The 18,112-nt window shown below is 31.9% G+C and carries 14 protein-coding genes; 5 read left to right on the top strand and 9 right to left on the bottom strand.

From position 1 onward, the window contains the following. Positions 1-58 precede the first annotated feature (58 nt). The gene (locus ACJJVO_RS11030) at positions 59-529 is read left to right on the top strand and encodes a DUF6252 family protein (RefSeq protein WP_405574006.1); all 471 of its coding nucleotides are present in this window, start codon (positions 59-61) and stop codon (positions 527-529) included. 55 nt (positions 530-584) lie between these two features. Here ACJJVO_RS11030 and ACJJVO_RS11025 read toward each other — a convergent pair whose 3' ends face one another. Beyond that, positions 585-791, bottom strand: a complete 207-nt coding sequence (locus ACJJVO_RS11025) for a hypothetical protein (protein ID WP_405574004.1) — start codon at positions 789-791, stop codon at positions 585-587. A gap of 10 nt (positions 792-801) precedes the next feature. Continuing rightward, complete coding sequence (locus ACJJVO_RS11020; RefSeq protein WP_115817086.1) at positions 802-1,383, bottom strand: MarC family protein; 582 nt, start codon at positions 1,381-1,383, stop codon at positions 802-804. Between the two features lie 190 nt (positions 1,384-1,573). Here ACJJVO_RS11020 and ACJJVO_RS11015 point away from each other — a divergent pair, with 190 nt between their 5' ends. Continuing rightward, complete coding sequence (locus ACJJVO_RS11015; RefSeq protein WP_405574002.1) at positions 1,574-2,146, top strand: DUF3109 family protein; 573 nt, start codon at positions 1,574-1,576, stop codon at positions 2,144-2,146. Between the two features lies 1 nt (position 2,147). On the opposite strand, the gene ACJJVO_RS11010 is transcribed toward ACJJVO_RS11015, so the two are convergent. Both ACJJVO_RS11010 and ACJJVO_RS11005 read right to left on the bottom strand, forming a co-directional pair. Beyond that, entirely contained in the window at positions 2,148-4,124 is a 1,977-nt protein-coding gene (locus ACJJVO_RS11010; RefSeq protein WP_405574000.1) for a tetratricopeptide repeat protein, read from the bottom strand. Positions 4,125-4,127: 3 nt separating this feature from the next. After that, positions 4,128-4,862 (bottom strand): LytR/AlgR family response regulator transcription factor, encoded by a 735-nt coding sequence (locus ACJJVO_RS11005; protein WP_405573997.1) that lies wholly within the window; start codon positions 4,860-4,862, stop codon positions 4,128-4,130. 812 nt (positions 4,863-5,674) lie between these two features. On the opposite strand from ACJJVO_RS11005, the gene ACJJVO_RS11000 reads away from it, so the two are divergent. Both ACJJVO_RS11000 and ACJJVO_RS10995 read left to right on the top strand, forming a co-directional pair. Next, positions 5,675-6,949, top strand: a complete 1,275-nt coding sequence (locus tag ACJJVO_RS11000) for a ribonucleotide-diphosphate reductase subunit beta (RefSeq protein ID WP_405573995.1) — start codon at positions 5,675-5,677, stop codon at positions 6,947-6,949. Between the two features lie 15 nt (positions 6,950-6,964). After that, on the top strand, positions 6,965-8,752 hold the full coding sequence (locus ACJJVO_RS10995) for a ribonucleoside-diphosphate reductase subunit alpha (RefSeq protein ID WP_405573992.1): 1,788 nt from the start codon (positions 6,965-6,967) through the stop codon (positions 8,750-8,752). Between the two features lie 95 nt (positions 8,753-8,847). Here the strand turns inward: ACJJVO_RS10995 and ACJJVO_RS10990 are convergent, their stop codons facing one another. From ACJJVO_RS10990 to ACJJVO_RS10980, 3 genes are all read right to left on the bottom strand, one after another. Beyond that, a complete protein-coding gene (locus tag ACJJVO_RS10990) occupies positions 8,848-9,567 on the bottom strand; it encodes a DUF6503 family protein (RefSeq protein ID WP_405573991.1) in 720 nt (239 codons plus the stop codon). A gap of 118 nt (positions 9,568-9,685) precedes the next feature. Further along, positions 9,686-10,537, bottom strand: a complete 852-nt coding sequence (locus ACJJVO_RS10985) for a flagellar motor protein MotB (protein WP_405573989.1) — start codon at positions 10,535-10,537, stop codon at positions 9,686-9,688. A 147-nt stretch (positions 10,538-10,684) separates the two neighbouring features. Then, positions 10,685-12,958, bottom strand: coding sequence for an inorganic phosphate transporter (locus ACJJVO_RS10980; protein ID WP_405573986.1), 2,274 nt, complete (start codon positions 12,956-12,958; stop codon positions 10,685-10,687). Between the two features lie 433 nt (positions 12,959-13,391). Between ACJJVO_RS10980 and ACJJVO_RS10975 the strand changes: the two genes are divergently transcribed. Beyond that, positions 13,392-13,748 (top strand): toxin-antitoxin system YwqK family antitoxin, encoded by a 357-nt coding sequence (locus tag ACJJVO_RS10975; RefSeq protein WP_405573984.1) that lies wholly within the window; start codon positions 13,392-13,394, stop codon positions 13,746-13,748. Positions 13,749-13,827: 79 nt separating this feature from the next. Here ACJJVO_RS10975 and ACJJVO_RS10970 read toward each other — a convergent pair whose 3' ends face one another. Together ACJJVO_RS10970 and ACJJVO_RS10965 are read right to left on the bottom strand one after the other, a co-directional pair. Then, the gene (locus tag ACJJVO_RS10970; protein WP_405573981.1) at positions 13,828-16,659 is read right to left on the bottom strand and encodes a TonB-dependent receptor domain-containing protein; all 2,832 of its coding nucleotides are present in this window, start codon (positions 16,657-16,659) and stop codon (positions 13,828-13,830) included. A gap of 64 nt (positions 16,660-16,723) precedes the next feature. Further along, the gene (locus tag ACJJVO_RS10965; protein ID WP_405573978.1) at positions 16,724-17,995 is read right to left on the bottom strand and encodes a hypothetical protein; all 1,272 of its coding nucleotides are present in this window, start codon (positions 17,993-17,995) and stop codon (positions 16,724-16,726) included. Positions 17,996-18,112 lie beyond the last annotated feature (117 nt).

Here is an 18,112-nt window from a genome sequence, read left to right as displayed (position 1 = left end):
ACCTTTTTAATTACATGTCATAAATGGAAGAACTATTAATTTAAAACCTATTTTAAAAATGAAAGTATTACAAACAATTTTATTTATGGCATTTGCGTTCTTAGCAACATCATGCGGTGGAGATGACGATTCTCCTTCGGAACCTTCTAATAATAATTTGTTTTCTGTGAAAATCAATGGAACAGATTATAATCCGCAGTTTGTTAACGGATTAATTACAGTAATAGGCTCTACTATTACAATAAGTGGTAGTGAGTCTAATGGTGATAATGTGGTTATTAATTTTCCTATTAGTGCAGAAGCGGGAGATACGTTTGCCGTTGCAGACACACAGTTTGTGGCTAGCTACGACGCTAGCAATGGTGATAGTGCTCTGTCGAGTAGCGGTAGCATTACAATTACAGCTCATAATACAGAGACTCAAAAAGTATCTGGTACTTTTAACTTTGTTGGGGATCCAATACTCACAGGAGGTACAACTTATACTTTTACTGAGGGGACTTTTGAAGTGACTTACAGTTTAAATTAAGTAAAGCTATTTTAAGCGTAATGAGCCTAATTACTACTATTTTGAGTTAGCTGGATTAGGCTCTATTTTTTTTAGAAAGCTTTTCAATCTTCTTAGAAATTCTAAGAATTTGCAATAAAATAATAGCACAAAGTGCAGCTACAATAGTGATTAATGCTGTTTGGCTTTCACCTTCAAAAAGGGCATTAAAATTTAACTTTGTAGCATTAAAAATAACAAGTGCTAGAGCAATAACTGATAAGATAATTGTAAATACTTTCATGTTCAAAAAATTATGCCAATAACGCTTTAATGTTATGAGCGAATAGTTTTACTGCGATTGCTAACAAAATTACACCAAATATTTTTCTTATAATGTTAATTCCGTTGGATCCTATGAGGCGTTCAATCTTAGCAGATGTTTTAAGTACTATAAAAATTACAAGGACGTTGCTAATTACTGCGATGATAATGTTTTCTATAGCGAATTCTGCTCGTAAAGATAATAGTGTTGTTAAAGTTCCTGGTCCGGCCATTAGTGGAAATGCTAAAGGAAACACTGAAGCTGTTACAGCGTTATGTTCTTCGTCTTTATAAAGTGTAATGCCTAAAACCATTTCTAGAGCAATAAAAAATATAACAAACGCACCTGCTACCGCAAATGAATTCACATCAATACCTATGAGGTTTAATAGACTTTTTCCAACAAAAAGGAATACGATCATTATTATTCCGGCAATTATAGAGGCTTTTCCACTTTGTATGTGTCCAACTTTTTTACGTAAATCTATGATAATTGGTATGTTTCCAATGATATCAATAACCGCAAAGAGGATCATGAAGGCTGTAAATATTTCTTTAAAATTGAGTTGCATTGCGTATTTTTTTTCTTTAATATTTAGGTCTTAAATAGCTGATGTTTATTGTTTTATCAGTTAAAAATGAACTAAGGTTTTCAAATTTTTTGCAAAGGTGCGATATTATTAAAGATTTTCAATATTAAATTGCCGTTAAGTTTTAGGTATTTATACTTTTGCATTAAATGCTAACTCACAGTTATTACATATGTTTCAATTAGGAAAAACAATAGTTTCAGAAGATATTATAGAAAAGGATTTTGTTTGTAATCTCTCGGCTTGCAAAGGTGCTTGTTGTATTGATGGTGATGCAGGAGCTCCTTTAGATAAAGCTGAGGTTCAAATTCTTGAAGATATTTATCCGAAAGTAAAACCTTTTCTGCGACAAGAAGGTATTGATGCTATTGAGGCTCAAGGAACATCTATAACAACAGATTTTGGTGATTTTGAAACACCTCTTATTAATGGTGCGGATTGTGCTTATGTTATTTTTGATGAGAAAAAAACGGCGCTTTGTGCTATTGAAGAAGCTTATAATCAAGGTGAGATTCAATGGAAAAAACCAGTCTCATGCCACTTATATCCAATAAGGGTTAGGGAATACACAGAGTTCTCTGGTGTTAATTATGATAAATGGGAAATTTGCGATGATGCCTGTACTTTGGGTAAAGAATTGCAAGTACCTATTTACAAATTTGTAAAGGAAGCATTGATTAGAAAATTTGGAGAGGATTGGTATGCCGAGTTAGAAAAAGTAGCTGAAAAGCATAATGCTAAATAGATTAAAAATAACTGCTTTTAGAGGCTAAGTTGTGGGTTGTGTTGAGCTTTTTAGTTGGTATTTGTAATGTTATTTTTGTGCCACTTGGTGTGTTGTTTTCATATAAATCTTCAATATCTAAAGTGTAAGAATTATGAAAAGATTCCGAGAAGTTGGCCAATCTTGCTTTTGTAATGTCTATACCAACAGAATTTCGTTTTAATTTCTTTTTATCATTAATTATTCGGGCAGCTATTCTACCAATACCATTGTCTATAATTTCAACGGTTATAAAATTTGATGATTTTTTGCTAACGATTAAATCAATCTTTTTCTGCTCAGTTTTTGAGGATAAACCATGCCAGAGCGAATTTTCTAAAAAGGGTTGAAGTACTAAGGAAGGTATTTTGGTTACTTCGGTATTTATAGAGGGATCAACTGTGATGTTGAAATCAATTTCATTATCAAAACGAATGTTTTCAATATTCATATACAGCTTCATAGTCTCAAGTTCATCGTTTAATGAGGTTTCTTTTTCTTTAGAAGCCATCAAAATTTTTCTAATTAATTTTGAAAACTTATTGAGGTAATAAACCGCATTTTCTTTTTCATTATTTATAATGTAGAGCTTTATGGAGTTCAGTGAATTAAATATAAAGTGAGGATTCATTTGGCTTCTTAACATATCTTGTTCTAGGGTTAAGATGTGTTTATCTCGTCTTAGGGCTTTTGTTCTGTTTAAAATAAACAAAGTTGTGCCTAAAATAACAAGAAGTAGTGAGGTGTAAAGTAAAATTTTCTTGTTGCGTTCTAATCTTAAACGCACCGTTTCGTTTTCTAATGCCAATGCTTTTATTTGGTTGTTTTGATTTTCGTTTTCATATTCTACAACAATATCATTAACATATTGAAGATTTTGCTGAGTTAAAATGGTGCTTTCTATCTCTACTGCTTTTTGATAGTAGTCTAAAGCTTCTTCAAATTTTTTATTCTTCTGATTGAGTTTAGATAATAATTTACTCGACTCAGCAACAGCTGATTTTAAATTATAAGAATTCGCAATATTTAAAGCTTTTTTTAAAGTTTTTTCGGCTAGAGGGAGTTCGTTCATTTCAAGTTCTAACTGCCCAAGATTAACATAAGAGGATGTAATATAAAATTGATCGTCTAATTCTAATGCTTTGTCTAACGCATTTTTAATCATGGGTTCTGCCTCTGCGTAATTTTCTTGTTTAAGGTAAATACGACCAATGCTATTGTAACATATTACACGACCTATTTCTGAGTCAATAGCATTATTATAGCCTAAGGATTTATTGTATTGAGATAATGCAATATCAAGGTTGCCTTTGGCTTCTTCTGCATAGCCAATATTATGGTAGTTAATAGCTAAGCCGAGTTTATTATTAGCATCTTGTTCAATTTTTAGTGATTTGTTAAATTGAACGATGGCTAAATCATATTGTTTTAAGGCTAAGTAAATATTCCCAATACTATTTTGAGAAACAGCAATATTATATATTATTGTTTGCGATGGATTTATTACAGAATAGGCGGTTTTTAATGCCTCAGTATGGTAATCTAGTGCAAGTTTAACAACGTCCATACGTCTGTAAGCAACACCAATCATATTAAGGCTTATAATTTTAAACTCAGTACTGTTGGCTTTTTCTGCATATAGCCTAGCTTCTTTGTGGTATTTTATGGATTGATTGTAATTAGAAATATCTCTATTTATAACACCTAATGCATTTAATGCAAAACAGGAGCCTTCATAATAATTGTTTTGTTTTGAGTTATTTAATAGCCGCTTCATTTTTAGGCTATCTTTTTTAAATGGTTCTAAAATAGAGTCTATTTGTGTGAATCGTGTAAGCTTTTGATTATTGAGATAAGCCAATGTGGTTGCAAATTCCTGTTGTTGCGCAAAACTTTGTGCTGTATAAAGAAGAATGACAACAGAAAGACCTAAGAGCTTATGCAGAAAACGTAATTTCATTCGTTATAATTTTTCTAAAAAATCTGATTTGCGTTGTCTAGCTACCGGAATTTTTTGATCGCTATCCATTATTACGTAACCTTCATTTTTAATAAATGCTTTTATTTTGTTTAGATTAATAATGTAAGAGTTATGAATTCTAAAAAAATAATGTTCAGGTAAAATAGCGTTAACCTCTTTTAGTTTTTTTGTGAGCACTATTTTTTTCTGATTTTGTAAAAAGAGCGTGCTATAATTACCATCAGATTCTATATAGATGATATCGTCTACATCTAAAAATAGTAGTTTGCCATCAGTATTAATTGTAATTTTCTTTTTATCGAATTGAGAATTAAAGTTAGTAAGCATGCGTTCTAACTTTACAGAGTTAATAGTGCGATCGCTGTATTTCTGTATTTTTATAATACATTCTTTTAAGTCGTCAGAATCAATAGGTTTTAAAAGATAGTCAATGGCCTCATGTTTTAGAGCTTTTATAGCGTATTCATCATAAGCAGTAGTAATTACAACAGCAAAATCTGTGTTTTTTAATTGCTCTAAGAATTGAAAGCCACCAATAGTTGGCATTTGTACATCTAAGAATAAGCAATCTGGAGTATTTGATTCTAAAAATAATAAAGCTTCATCCGGATTTGAGAAAGAGGAGATTACTTCAATCTCTTGGCTAAAGTTGCTCAGTTCCCAAATGAGGCTTTGGATGGCTTTTGGCTCATCATCTACGATTACAGCTTTTAACATGTTTATATGGTATTGAATATAAAGGTAGAAATATAATGAATGTTTACATGTAATTATGTGTGCAATGCGTTGTTTTGTGTGTAGAATGCTAAAAACAATGGTCTTAAAATTGTATCGCCAGTTATACACTATTTTTTACCATTTATACATTACAAGGGTGATAATAAGTGATTTGTGATGATATTTGAGTGATGAAAATGACCAAATGATACAGTAAATGGGGGTTTACTTTTTGGTTAAATGCTATTAATCAGTACTCATCAGGATTTTATAAAATTCTGAAATTTTCATTTCAGTGTTAATCGATAATAAGTAATTTTTAATTGCTTATTATTTATTTTAGTTAGTTATTAGGGAAAAAAGAGCGTTACTAAACGTTCTTTTTTTTTTTTGAGTAATTTTAATTAAAACACATCCTCTGAATTGCCAATAAACTCGCTTGTTGACATCCGTTTTAATATGATTTAACTTACATTTTTGTATCTTTTTTTTAATATATAAATACCTGTAAATCAAGTTAATAGGTTTATTTTTAATTGATTTGCAGTTTTATGTGTGGTATAGCGGTTTGTTAAAAACTTGTTGACAATGTTTATAACAATGTCTTTCATTTCATCCTACATTTTTCAATCTTTGTTGAGGGCAAAATAATATAGATTTTTCTATTTTTTCAGTTTAGAAAAAACATTTAAGATACGCCTTTTTATTCCTGATTTAGGAAAAAATTATAAAACGTTTTACGGATTTACTAGGGGTTTCTGGGCAATTAACCATTGTTCTTATGACCATTTAGGCTTTAAATTAAAAGAAATATGGAGATTACTCAGATTATTAAAAGGGATTACGAAACAAGTCCGTTTGTTTTAAATAAAATTACAAATGCTATTGAGAAAGCAATGCTTTCTGTTGGTAATGGTACTAAGGAAGATGCCAATACTATTTCTGTAGATGTGTTACAAACGTTATTAGAAAGAAAAGGAAGAGATCATAATTATTTACCTACTGTAGAAGAGGTTCAAGATTTGGTTGAAGAAAAATTAATGACAAGCTCTTTCCCTAGTGTTGCAAAAGCTTACATATTATATAGAGACGAACAAGCTAGAAGTAGAAAGACAAATATTTTTGAAAAGCGTATTAACTTAAAGCCTTATGAGTATCCTGAGCTTAATGAGTATGTAGATGCTATAAGACATTCTTACTGGATACATTCTGAATTTAATTTCACAAGCGATATTCAAGATTTTAAAACAAGATTGACCGTTGTGGAGCAGAATGCTATTAAAAACACAATGTTGGCGATTTCTCAAATTGAAGTTGCAGTAAAATCGTTTTGGGGTGAGATTTATAATAAAATGCCTAAGCCAGAAATAGGATCTGTAGGAGCAACATTTGCAGAAAGTGAAGTGCGTCATCACGATGCTTATTCACATTTATTAGAAATATTAGGTCTTAATAACGAATTTAAAAACCTGAAGAAAAAGCCGGTAATAATGAGACGTGTTCATTATTTAGAAACCGCTTTAAAGAATGCAAAAAGTGAAGATAACAAGGAATATGCAGAGTCAATTTTATTGTTCTCTTTATTTATAGAGCATGTGTCTTTATTTTCTCAGTTTTTAATTATCATGGCTTTCAACAAACATAAGAATATGCTTAAAGGTGTTTCTAATGTGGTTGAAGCAACGTCAAAAGAAGAGCAAATTCACGGAGATTTTGGTATCGATATTATTAAAATCATCAAAAAAGAAAATCCAACTTGGTTTGATGAAGAACATAGCGCTTTAGTAAGAGACTTATGTAAAGAAGCTTTTGACTCTGAAAGTAAACTTGTGGATTGGATTTTTGAAGCAGGCGAATTAGAGTTCTTACCTAAAAATGTGATTAATGAATTTATTAAAAACAGATTTAATAATTCATTAGAAAGCATTGGTATTGACAAAGTATTTGAAGTAAATGAAACATTATTAGCACAAACCGAATGGTTTGACGACGAAATTATAGGAACAAAGCACGGAGATTTCTTTGTGAAACGTTCAATAAACTATGCAAAGAGACAAAAAAGTGTAACCGGAGACGACTTATTTTAAACCACAAACGACCATATGAACCAAGACATCAAAAACAAAGTGATTCAAGAATCAAAAACAACAACATCTAGCCACGATGAATTAATTAAAGCTAGAAAAGAAGCCATTAAAGAAGCTAAATCAGAACCAGAAATAAAATGGTTAACAGAGCATAGTCGTCAATTTTTAGCCTCTGGTTACCTTACAGGTGATACCACTCCAGAAGAACGTATTAGAGAAATTGCTAATAATGCAGAAAAAATATTAGGTATCGATGGTTTTGCAGATAAGTTCTATGGCTACATGGCCGAAGGGTATTACTCATTAGCATCTCCAGTGTGGTCTAACTTTGGAAAAAAACGTGGCTTACCAATTAGTTGTTTTGGTTCACATATTTCTGATGATATGGGAGATATCCTTTATACGCAGTCTGAAGTAGGAATGATGTCTAAATTGGGAGGTGGTACTTCTGGTTACTTTGGTAAATTAAGACACAGAGGAGCTCCTGTTAAAAATAATGGTGAGTCTTCTGGTGCAGTTCACATTATGCAATTGTTTGAAAAAATGGTTGATGTAGTAAGTCAAGGTTCAGTGAGAAGAGGTCGTTTTTCTCCATACTTACCTATAGATCACCAAGATATTCACGAGTTCTTAGAAATAGGAACAGAAGGAAATCCAATACAAGAACTTACTCATGGTGTTACTGTTGGTAATGAGTGGATGCAAGAAATGATTGATGGAGACGCTGATAAAAGAGCTATTTGGGCAAAAGTATTACAACGTAGAGGTGAAATAGGGTATCCTTATATTTTCTTTAGAGACAATGCTAATAACAATGCTCCAGATGCTTATAGAGATAACAAACATGAGATTTACGCAAGTAACTTGTGTTCAGAAATTATGTTACCTACAAACGATCGTTGGTCTTTTGTTTGTGTATTGTCTTCTATAAACTTATTACATTATGATAAGTGGAAAGATACTGATGCTGTAGAAACCATGGTATATTTCTTAGATGCCGTATTAGAAGAGTTTATTACAAAATTAGAAGTGTATAGAGATTCTGATAGCCGTGACGATAGACATACATTTATGTTTATGGAGAAGGCTTATAATTTTGCTAAAGAAAACAGAGCTTTAGGTTTAGGTGCTTTAGGATGGCATTCGTTATTACAATCTAAAATGGTAGGTTTTGATAGTAAGGAGGCATTTGATTTAAACAGTGAAATCTTTAAAACCATTAAAGATAAATCGGTTAAAGCATCAGAAGAATTAGCTAAGTTATTTGGTGAGCCAGAAGTATTAAAAGGTTACGGAAGACGTAATACAACATTAAACGCTGTGGCTCCAACAACATCTTCAGCATTTATTTTAGGACAAGTATCTCAAGGTATTGAGCCAATTTGGTCTAATAGTTATGTAAAGGATATTGCGAAAATAAAAACAACCATTAAAAACCCTTATTTAGTAGCGCTTTTAAAAGAAAAAGGCATGAATACTAGTGAGGTGTGGAGAAGCATTAGAGATTATGATGGTTCTGTACAACATTTAGAAGGACTTACAGATCATGAAAAAGATGTGTTTAAAACCTATTCTGAAATTGATCAAATGACGATTATTTACCAAGCGGCAAACAGACAAAACCACATCGATCAAGGGCAATCAATTAATATAATGGTACATCCAGATATGCCAGTAAAAGATATTAATAAGCTTTATGTTACGGCTTGGCAGTTAGGTGTGAAATCATTGTACTACCAACACAGTATGAATGCTGCACAGAAGTTTAAGCAAAAGAAAGAATGTTCTAGCTGTGAAGGTTAAAATTCCGGCGAAAGCATAAATCTGAATATATTAAGTGTTAAAAAAAAGCATCTCAGAAATGAGATGCTTTTTTAATGTAATACAGATGAAGAATTCTATTCTTCAACCAAAGTATCAGTCCCTAAGTACTTATCATCTTTATTGTAATACCAAGCTCTTACTTTAGGGATTTTAATGCCATTTAAGAGAGTTTCTTCTGAAAGCAATATATATTCACCACTGTTTGGTTTTACTTCACCATGCTCATCTGTTTTAAAGAACTGGTAGATTTCCATAGCATACGTCTTTGGATTAAAATAAAAGTACCAAACGTCACTACCTACGGCTTCATCATACGTGACTTTTAAGACCAAATAATCGTTGCCTTTAAAGGTTCTCTTTTCAACCGTATCACTGAGATTGGTGCCAGTATCTTTCAACTTCATTGGTAAGCCATATAAATAAGAATAGTAGTTTTTGTAAAGTGTGGCTCTATCGCAAGTCATGTTTTTGTCTTTAGCTTTAAGACTGTCTAAAACTTTACCATTATACTGTATTTGGCATTTGCCTTTATCTAATGTATACGTAGTAGTTACGGTATCTTTTGTGGCTGTGACGTTGAAATATTCAGCAGGTAAATTAATAGAAATAACACTAGTGCGTTTTGGTGCTTTTGGTGTGGTCATTACCACGGTAAAGGTCTCATTAAATTGTTTCCAGTTGCCGTTTGGGTCGTGGTAGTTAATAGCATTTATTAATAACTCCTCTGAGGATATATTTTGGCTAAAACCAGATAAAGCGCATAGAAGTATCGCTAGTGTAAGGTAAGATTTCATATCAATTATTTTTTTTCTACAAATTACAATATATGAAACAAAAAAAAGCACCCAATGCCGAATTTTACGGGAGGATGCTTTTTATAAATTTAGATAGATTTGTGCGAAAAAATAAATCTTACTTTGCTTCCATCATTGCAAAGAACTTATCAATATTTGGCATTAAAATAATACGTGTTCTACGGTTTTTAGCACGATTAGCGCTAGAGTTATTTTCAACTAAAGGTTGGTAGCTACTACGACCAGAAGCTATTAATTGTTCTGGTGAAACTTTAAATTGATTTTGTAGTTTTTTCACCACTGAAGTAGCACGTAATACACTTAATTCCCAGTTATCAGACACTTTAGGTGTGTTAATAGTTCTAGAATCTGTATGCCCTTCTACCATAACGTCTAAGCTAGGCTCAGAGTTAATAACGTCTGCTAATTTCTGTAAAATTTTATCTGCTTTGTTACCTACTTTATAGCTTGCTGTGTTAAATAACATATCATCATCAATAGAAATCATTACAACTGTTTCGTTGATATCTACAACAATTTCGTCATCCTCGTTAAGATCACTAGTGTTAAGTGCTTTATTTAAATTATACTGAACCGCTAAGTTCATAGAATCTTTTAACGTTTTTGCACCTGCAAGTTTTTCTGGATTTACATTCTGTAAAGTTGCGCGCATTTTTTCTTTACTCGCTACAGAAGCAACAGTACCATCTTTAGAAACTTCAAACTTGGCTTTATTTTCAATTTTTAGCCCTTCAACATTATCATTTAATGATTGAATTTTAGCATTGTATTGATTGACACGAGCTTCAATAGCGGCAAATTTATTTTCTAAATCTTCTTTTTCTACACGTGTTTTAGTTAGTTCGCTAACGGTTTCACCATGTTGTTGCTCTAAAGCCACAAATTTTTTCTTAGATACACAAGAACTTAATAAAACTGCTGTTACTAAAAGGATCGAAATTTTTTTCATTATTTAAATTTTATATTAAATTAGTTTTAAAGTGATATATACGATTATGCGTGTGTTTTGGATGTTGAAATACTTAAAAATCTCAAAATTTGTCATAAAAAAAGCCCAATACGTTAATATTGGGCATTGTATATAAGGTGAAATGTTTTATTCTTCTTGTTCGTTATTTAATTTTGCTGGCTCCACAGAACTATCGTGGGCTCCATAATATTCTTCTAGAAGATTCATAGTGGCTGTTAATAGATCTTTAGTCTCTAAAAGTAAACTGAAATATAATGTAGTATTCTTAGGACTAGATTCTTCGTTACGCGTACGTTCAACTTGTTTCTGAATTTTTTCTTTTACCAACTTGTAAATTTCAGCTTTCTCATTTAATACAGCTCCAATCTTTTCAAAAGAACGCGATTCGAATGCGGATTGTGTTTTTGAAAATAAATTTTCTAAGCGCGAATCTAAATCCTTCAATTCTTTAATTTGACTGAACTTTAATTTTTTATGATTGTTGTTAACGTGTTTATGACTCACCTTAGAAATATAATCTAAAGATTGTGCCATATCTTGCAAATAACCCAATATGTTGATGTAGAAATTACTCGCTTCTAAACTTGGCTCTTCAAGATTTTTAATAAAGTAGAAGACATGATCTCTAAGATCATCGATTTCATTTGAAAGCTTATCAATTTGTTTTCTATTCTTTTTTAATAATTTTAAATCTTGCACAGCCAAACCGTTGATAGCAGAGGTGTAAATTTTATTCCCTCGTTTTACAACGCTTGCTATATTTGAAGCACTTTCATGAATAACTCCTTGTGTAGAACTGCTTTCGGCTTTCTCTAATTGGTCTTCTTCTTTCATTAATTTAGAGCTTTTACGGTGAGACATAAAGCTTCTTAATAATAATAGTATTGCTAAAACCAATAAACCAACCAAGGCATAACCTTTTCCGTAAAATAAGATGTAAGCCATTATTGCAGCTGCCACAAAAGCACTAAATGCTGTAAAAAACCAACCTCCAATTACGTTAAGTACACCTGCTACTCTGTAAACGGCACTTTCGCTTCCCCAAGCTCTATCTGCAAGTGATGTTCCCATAGCTACCATAAAGGTGACATAAGTAGTGGATAGCGGCAATTTCATTGATGTAGCAATTGAGATTAACACACTTGCCACCATTAAATTTACTGCAGCTCTCACTAAATCAAAAGCAGGTAAATCTTGCTCTTTCAAAACTGCTTTTGGCTTTATAAATTGTTTGTTCGCCCAATTTTGATAGGAAGCCGGAAGTATAAGATTTAAACTATCTGAAAGACCAATAGAGAATCTTACAATATTTCTAGATAAAAAATTTGGCTCAAAACGTTCTTTAATATCATCTTGTCTCGATAAATCTACAGAAGTCTTAACTACAGCTTTCGCTTTGCTAGAAAACCAAAGTGTTAAAACCATTATTAAACCCGCAATAAGAAGTAAAACTGGTTGTGTTTTTACTGGTGCGTTAAGTGCAGTCATAACAAATTCTGTTGGTAAAACACCACTTCCAGACCAAGCCTCATAAGAGTTATAAGCGGCAATAGGTACACCAATAAAATTCACTAAATCGTTACCGGCAAATGCTACAGCAAGTGCAAATGTTCCAACCACTATAATAATTGTATATATATTGGTTTTAAAAAAATGAATAACTAAATATGATAATAAGGATAAAACAATAAAGCTAATTCCAATAAGTGCAATAGGGTTTGAAGAGATTAAAGTCGAAAACTCATCGCTCATAAAACTAGCATTCTTTACACCTTTTATTAAGATAAAGTATAGAATAGATGTATTAGCAATTCCACTAAATACAGCTCCATACCATGATGGTTTTTCTTGAAATTTGAAGGATAACAGTAAACGTGAAACATATTGAATAATGGCTCCAATAGAAAAGGCGACGACCACAGATAGTAGAATACCTAATATAATTTCAATAGCTTTAGAATTATTAATGTAGGTAGCAATATCTGTAATGGATTGCGAACTGTTACTATAAATTTTTATTAATGCGACGGCAACGGACGCTCCTAATAGCTCAAAAACTATGGAAACCGTTGTAGAAGTAGGCATGCCTAAGGTATTGAAAAAGTCTAATAATAGAATGTCAGTAATCATTACAGCCATAAAAATGACCATAATTTCATTAAACATAAACTCACCAGGATTAAATATGCCTTTGCGAGCGACTTCCATCATTCCACTTGATGTCAATGCACCTACAGCAACACCAATACTGGCAACAATCATTATAGTTTTAAATGATACTGCTTTAGATCCTATGGCAGAATTTAAAAAGTTAACAGCATCATTACTTACACCAACAACTAAATCAGCAACAGCTAAAAAAGCTAGTGCAGCAAGCATATAAAGATATAGGTTTTCCATTTAAAAGGAGGCTAAAAATTGAACGCAAAGTACCTTATTTATTTCGAACATAATGTTACCTAATTGTTATTATTAAAACCGTAGTTATTGTAATTAATGCTAGTAAATATAACTGTATTCTTTTAACTTTAAGAAAATTGCAGGTAGTAATAAATCTTTTTTTTAAGCATAATGTGAGCTATTTTATAGACTATAGCCTAAAACCAACAAAAGAGATCAATTTGTTATAAGTCTCCGATAACTTTGGCTTCAGTTAGATAGGTTGTGATGCTTTTTGTTTGAGTTTTTGTAATGTTAAGTGTGTTAAATGATTAAATAATTGAAAAACAAGTGTTTAGGTGTTTAATGTTAACTTAATGTTATGTAAATATTGTTTAAATGTAAAATAATTGTTATATTCGTAAAGTAAACATTAATTATAACCCAAATAGATATGAAAAAGATAGTAATATTATTAGTAATGCTTTGTGTAGGTTTTACTTATGCTCAGGATAATAATCAACCAAAATTAGAAAAGAAAGGTGACACAACAGTTGCTACATATTACCATAATAATGGTGCGGTACAACAAACAGGAACCTTTAATGCAGATGGTAAATTGCAAGGAGAATGGACTAGTTTTGATATGCAAGGTAATAAGGTAGCTGTAGGTAACTACGATGCTGGTAAAAAAGTTGGAAAATGGTTCTTTTGGGAAGGTAACTCTTTAAAAGAAGTGGATTATATTGATTCTAAAATTGTTAGTGTTAACAAGTGGGGCAATAAAACCAAAGTTGCTGTAAATAAATAAACTAATAAATTTTATAAATAAAAAGGCTTTCTGATAATTCAGAAAGCCTTTTTTGATTTTTATAAAACTTATTTAAATTTTAGAATTTAAATGAATAGCCTAAAGATATCTCAGTTCCAGGATCTCTTAAAGAGAATATTTGGTTATCTGCTTTATAAGATTCATATTCACTTAACCTTTCACTACCTAAAATGTTAGTCACTTTTAAATCTATTGAAGAATTTTTGTTTTCTCCAAACGATTTATTAATTGTGAAATTTAAACTATTAAAAGGTTGTGTATACACGTCTGGTACAATTCCAATACCAACAGCCTCTAAGGTTTTACCTTGAATATTATAGAACAAGCCTGTTTGGAATCCTAAATCGGAATTGTTGTAATCTAAACCAAAGTTTATAAGGTATGGTGCTTGCCCTTGCAAGTCTCGTGTATTATCTATGGTTTCTCCATTCCTTGCATTGTCTTGTCTACTTGTAAATTCTTCATCAGACATTTTCAATTCAGATTTTATAAGTGAGAAGTTAGCATTAAACTTTAAATTATTTAAACCTTCAGAAATAAAGCCTAAACGCTGTCTTAATTCTAATTCTAGACCATATACATTTGCATTACCTAGATTACCTACAGTTAATTGTGTAGGTGCCTCTTCAAAGAAGGTTTGTTCAATAGGATCCGTAAAGTCTTTATAGAAACCACTAATGGCAAACATTTGTCCATTATCTCCATAGCGCTCATATCTTAAATCGTAGTTATTTACATAAGTAGGAACAAGATTAATGTTACCAATAAACAAACGGTTGGTTATGGGATCAAAAATTTGTGATACAGAGGCTTCTTTAAAAGAAGGTCTCGCAGTTGTACGTGAATAAGACCCTCTAAGATTTGATTCGTCATTAAGTGAATAAATAACATTAGCTGAAGGGAAAAAATCATATTCATCTAAAATTAAATCTCTATCAAAGAAAATGGTGTTATTATCACGAGTGCCTGTATAATAAGAATTAAAAGACTCTGTTCTTAATCCCAAAACAGTTTTAAGGTTTTCACTTAAATTAAATTCAGCTGAAAAATAAGTGGCAGCAATATGTTGTTCACCTTCATAGGCATCGATTGGGTTAAAAGTGTCTATAGAAATTAAATAGGTTCCGGAGTCACTTGTAGGATTCCATATATTATCAGAGCCTAGTAAATTATCAACATTTCCATTAGCAATATAAGACTGGTCTCCTCTTATGCTAAATGTGTAATCATCAGTATTGAAATCCCTAAATTTATAGGTATATGCTCCACCAAACTTAAGTTTTGCTGGTCTTCCAAAAAGTTTAACAGTTTTATCTAAATCTATTTTCCCAGACCAGGTTTCTTCTAATAAGTTTCTCCAAAGTTGAATAGGAAATGTCGATGCGGAAGGTGATAAAAAAGAATCTCCATTATCGGCTTGCTGCAATGGTGTGATGCGATGCCCTTTATCCATAACTTTAGAAAACGTTGGTGACAGTTTCCATTCTAAATTAAAAGCATTTTCATCAGTACTTAGACGGTGTTTCCCTGAAACTAATACATTAGTGATGGAACGTTCTGTATATGTGATAGCATTTTTGGTTAATGGTTCTAATGCACCACCAGTTCCATCCTGTGATATAATTTGATCATAAAAGCCTGCCGTTGATTCTCCATTTTGAACATGAAGTAAATTTATTTTGAACTTTGAGGCATCGGTTTTATAGGTTAAACCCAACATACCATTCATGATTATATTGTTGAGACCTTCGGAACCTTTTGAATCTAGAGCGGCCAATAAGTCGTTTTTAGATTTGTCTTGAGGGTCTTTTATATAACCACCATCAATTCGATTTTTATAAAATGTAGTTTCATTTTTGTATGAAAATGAAGCTTGATATCCTAATTTATCATCTCCAACATCATATTGATTTCCTAGTGTGAAACCAAAATCAAAGTTCATTCCACTTCGTTCTTGCTTTGCTGCCAGCTCTTTTGAGAATCGATCTGTTAAAGTTGTTAATAATAAACGATCTTCAGAGGTACCAGGTATAGATTGATATCTATTAATTGGTAAGTTACGCGTACCATCGTCAAAACCAAAAAAATCTGTATCACTTCCTGTTGATGTTAAGTACTGATCGTTAAAGTGCATATCTGGATTATAGCCAACACCAAATGATAAAGTATACTCCGGTTGAGTTGGGAAATCTTTTGTTACAATATTTACAATACCACCAGTAAAGTCAGCAGGATATTCTGCTGAAGCAGATTTTAAGACAATTACATTTTCTAAAATGTTTGTTGGAAATAAATCCATTTGAATAGTATTTCTATCAGGATCTAAACCCGGAATATCAATACCATTTAAAATAGATTTGGTATATCTGTCACCTAATCCACGGACATAAACATATTTACCTCCTTGTATAGAAACACCAGGTACACTTTTTACAGCACTTGCTACATTACTAGCGCCTGAGCTTTTAATAGCTTGCGCAGATAAACCATCCATTACTACAACAGATTTTTTCTGAAGATTTAGTACAGAGTTTTCAGTGTTACGTTTTGTAGACGTTTTTATAACTACAGTATCTAATGAATTTGTTTGTAGTACAATATCTATAACTGTGACTTCATTAGATTTTACAACTACACCAGTAATTTCTTGAGTAACGTATCCAACAAATGAAAAGGCTAATGTATAAGTTCCTTCTTCTAACTCTAATTCGTATTTACCGTCAAAATCAGCACTTACACCATTAGTTGTTCCTTTTACAACAATATTACAAAAGGCCATTGGCTCATTAAACTCACCATCGAGAACTGTTCCAGCCACTTTTCCTTGAGAAAAAGAAAAACAGGTAATTAGAAAGAAAACAAAAGTTAAAACGTTTTGTATATTTTTCATATTAAAATTTAAATAACCCATCGCTTAGTATTTAAACGATGGGTTTGTATGTTAAATGTATTTTTTAGAAACCTAATCCGCCAACTATATTAGCGTAAGTCCAACTTAAGTTTGAAGTTGTAGCTCCAACAGTTTGTGATCCTTGAGTTACAGCAGTTGCAGTAGAACCAAAACCAGTTACTGTTACCGTTTCTGCTTTGTTTACAAAGACGTCAGTAACATTAGCAACACCTGTAGGTAAAACAATTTGCCATGTTCCAAAAGTTAATAATGCGTTATTGTAGTTAGTCGCAACTCCATCATTATCTAATTCTACGTCAGAAGAATCTTTAAAACCGTATGCATAAACATTAGAAGTGTTTCCTTGTGCATTACTTCTATAATCGGCATATTCACCATTAGCGGTTATAGAATTTCCAATTATAGTCGCATTTATTATCGTAAAAGCACCAGAGCCAGTCCCTTCAGGACCATCAACTTCGAAAGCATGATCTGAAGCCTCTCCTAAAATGACTACAGCATTATCAATAGTACCAGAGTACGCTTGGTCAATATCTAAAGCATCATCACCTTGAGCCCAAACTAATAAGTTTGTTGCATCTACAGTACCACCAAAGAATTCAACACCATCATCAACATTAGCAACAACTTCAATGTTATTAATAACTGTACCGTTACCAACACCACCTAATGTTAAACCGTTAATTTCATTACCTTCTCCAATTAGAGCACCACCGTGACGGATTGAGATATATTGTAAAACACCAGAGCTATCAGCAGCATCAGTGCCACCATATTGTCCAAAAGTATCATCAGCAGGAATACCTTCAATTTGAGCGGTTTCTATATCACCTGAAAAAGAACATGGTGCATAACCTAAAACAATTAAACCTCCCCAAAGACCTCTGTCATTTTCGTCTAAATTTGTTCCAGCTGTTTCACCACAAGTAATATTATCACTAGTAGAAGTGAAAATAATTGGTTGGTCTGAAGTACCCTGAGCATTTAAAGTTGCACCTCTTGCAACAATTAAAGCAGATGCTAAAGAACCTGTTCCGGCAGAACCTTTAATAATAGTACCAGGGTTTATAGTTAATGTTACTCCATCAGCTACAACTACCTTTTGGTTTAATTGATAAATGTTATCAGCAGTCCAAGTTGTACTTTCAGTAATAGCACCTGTAACAGATATAGTAGGGCATTCTGTTCCAGTACCTCCACCGTCGTTAATATAAATGGTAGTTTCTTCTATTATTATAGGAGTATCATCATCTTTAAAACAACCAGTGAATACTAGTGTAGAAGCTACTAACGTGATTAAAAGTAATTTTTTCATGAGTTAAATTTTAATATACAGTTTGATTTTTTTTGTATTATGCAGCAAAGAAACTATGATTCCCTCACTTGTAGGTTAATTAAAAATTAAAGCTTTGTAATGAAAAGGTTAGTTAAG

Origin of the sequence: Winogradskyella sp. Asnod2-B02-A, from assembly GCF_045063645.1 — a bacterium.
Taxonomy (GTDB): domain Bacteria; phylum Bacteroidota; class Bacteroidia; order Flavobacteriales; family Flavobacteriaceae; genus Winogradskyella.
The sequence above is the reverse complement of the archived record's forward strand: the minus strand, read 5'-3'. Positions and strand labels throughout refer to the sequence as shown.

What these genes read in the sequence shown, in the direction of transcription:
- ACJJVO_RS10990 (WP_405573991.1), bottom strand. Translation starts at nt 9,567, where the DNA reads ATGAAATCTTACCTTACACTAGCGATACTTCTATGCGCTTTATCTGGT.
- ACJJVO_RS10970 (WP_405573981.1), bottom strand. Translation starts at nt 16,659, where the DNA reads ATGAAAAATATACAAAACGTTTTAACTTTTGTTTTCTTTCTAATTACC.
- ACJJVO_RS11015 (WP_405574002.1), top strand. Translation starts at nt 1,574, where the DNA reads ATGTTTCAATTAGGAAAAACAATAGTTTCAGAAGATATTATAGAAAAG.
- ACJJVO_RS10995 (WP_405573992.1), top strand. Translation starts at nt 6,965, where the DNA reads ATGAACCAAGACATCAAAAACAAAGTGATTCAAGAATCAAAAACAACA.
- ACJJVO_RS11000 (WP_405573995.1), top strand. Translation starts at nt 5,675, where the DNA reads ATGGAGATTACTCAGATTATTAAAAGGGATTACGAAACAAGTCCGTTT.
- ACJJVO_RS10975 (WP_405573984.1), top strand. Translation starts at nt 13,392, where the DNA reads ATGAAAAAGATAGTAATATTATTAGTAATGCTTTGTGTAGGTTTTACT.
- ACJJVO_RS11010 (WP_405574000.1), bottom strand. Translation starts at nt 4,124, where the DNA reads ATGAAATTACGTTTTCTGCATAAGCTCTTAGGTCTTTCTGTTGTCATT.
- ACJJVO_RS11020 (WP_115817086.1), bottom strand. Translation starts at nt 1,383, where the DNA reads ATGCAACTCAATTTTAAAGAAATATTTACAGCCTTCATGATCCTCTTT.
- ACJJVO_RS10965 (WP_405573978.1), bottom strand. Translation starts at nt 17,995, where the DNA reads ATGAAAAAATTACTTTTAATCACGTTAGTAGCTTCTACACTAGTATTC.
- ACJJVO_RS11005 (WP_405573997.1), bottom strand. Translation starts at nt 4,862, where the DNA reads ATGTTAAAAGCTGTAATCGTAGATGATGAGCCAAAAGCCATCCAAAGC.
- ACJJVO_RS10980 (WP_405573986.1), bottom strand. Translation starts at nt 12,958, where the DNA reads ATGGAAAACCTATATCTTTATATGCTTGCTGCACTAGCTTTTTTAGCT.
- ACJJVO_RS10985 (WP_405573989.1), bottom strand. Translation starts at nt 10,537, where the DNA reads ATGAAAAAAATTTCGATCCTTTTAGTAACAGCAGTTTTATTAAGTTCT.
- ACJJVO_RS11030 (WP_405574006.1), top strand. Translation starts at nt 59, where the DNA reads ATGAAAGTATTACAAACAATTTTATTTATGGCATTTGCGTTCTTAGCA.
- ACJJVO_RS11025 (WP_405574004.1), bottom strand. Translation starts at nt 791, where the DNA reads ATGAAAGTATTTACAATTATCTTATCAGTTATTGCTCTAGCACTTGTT.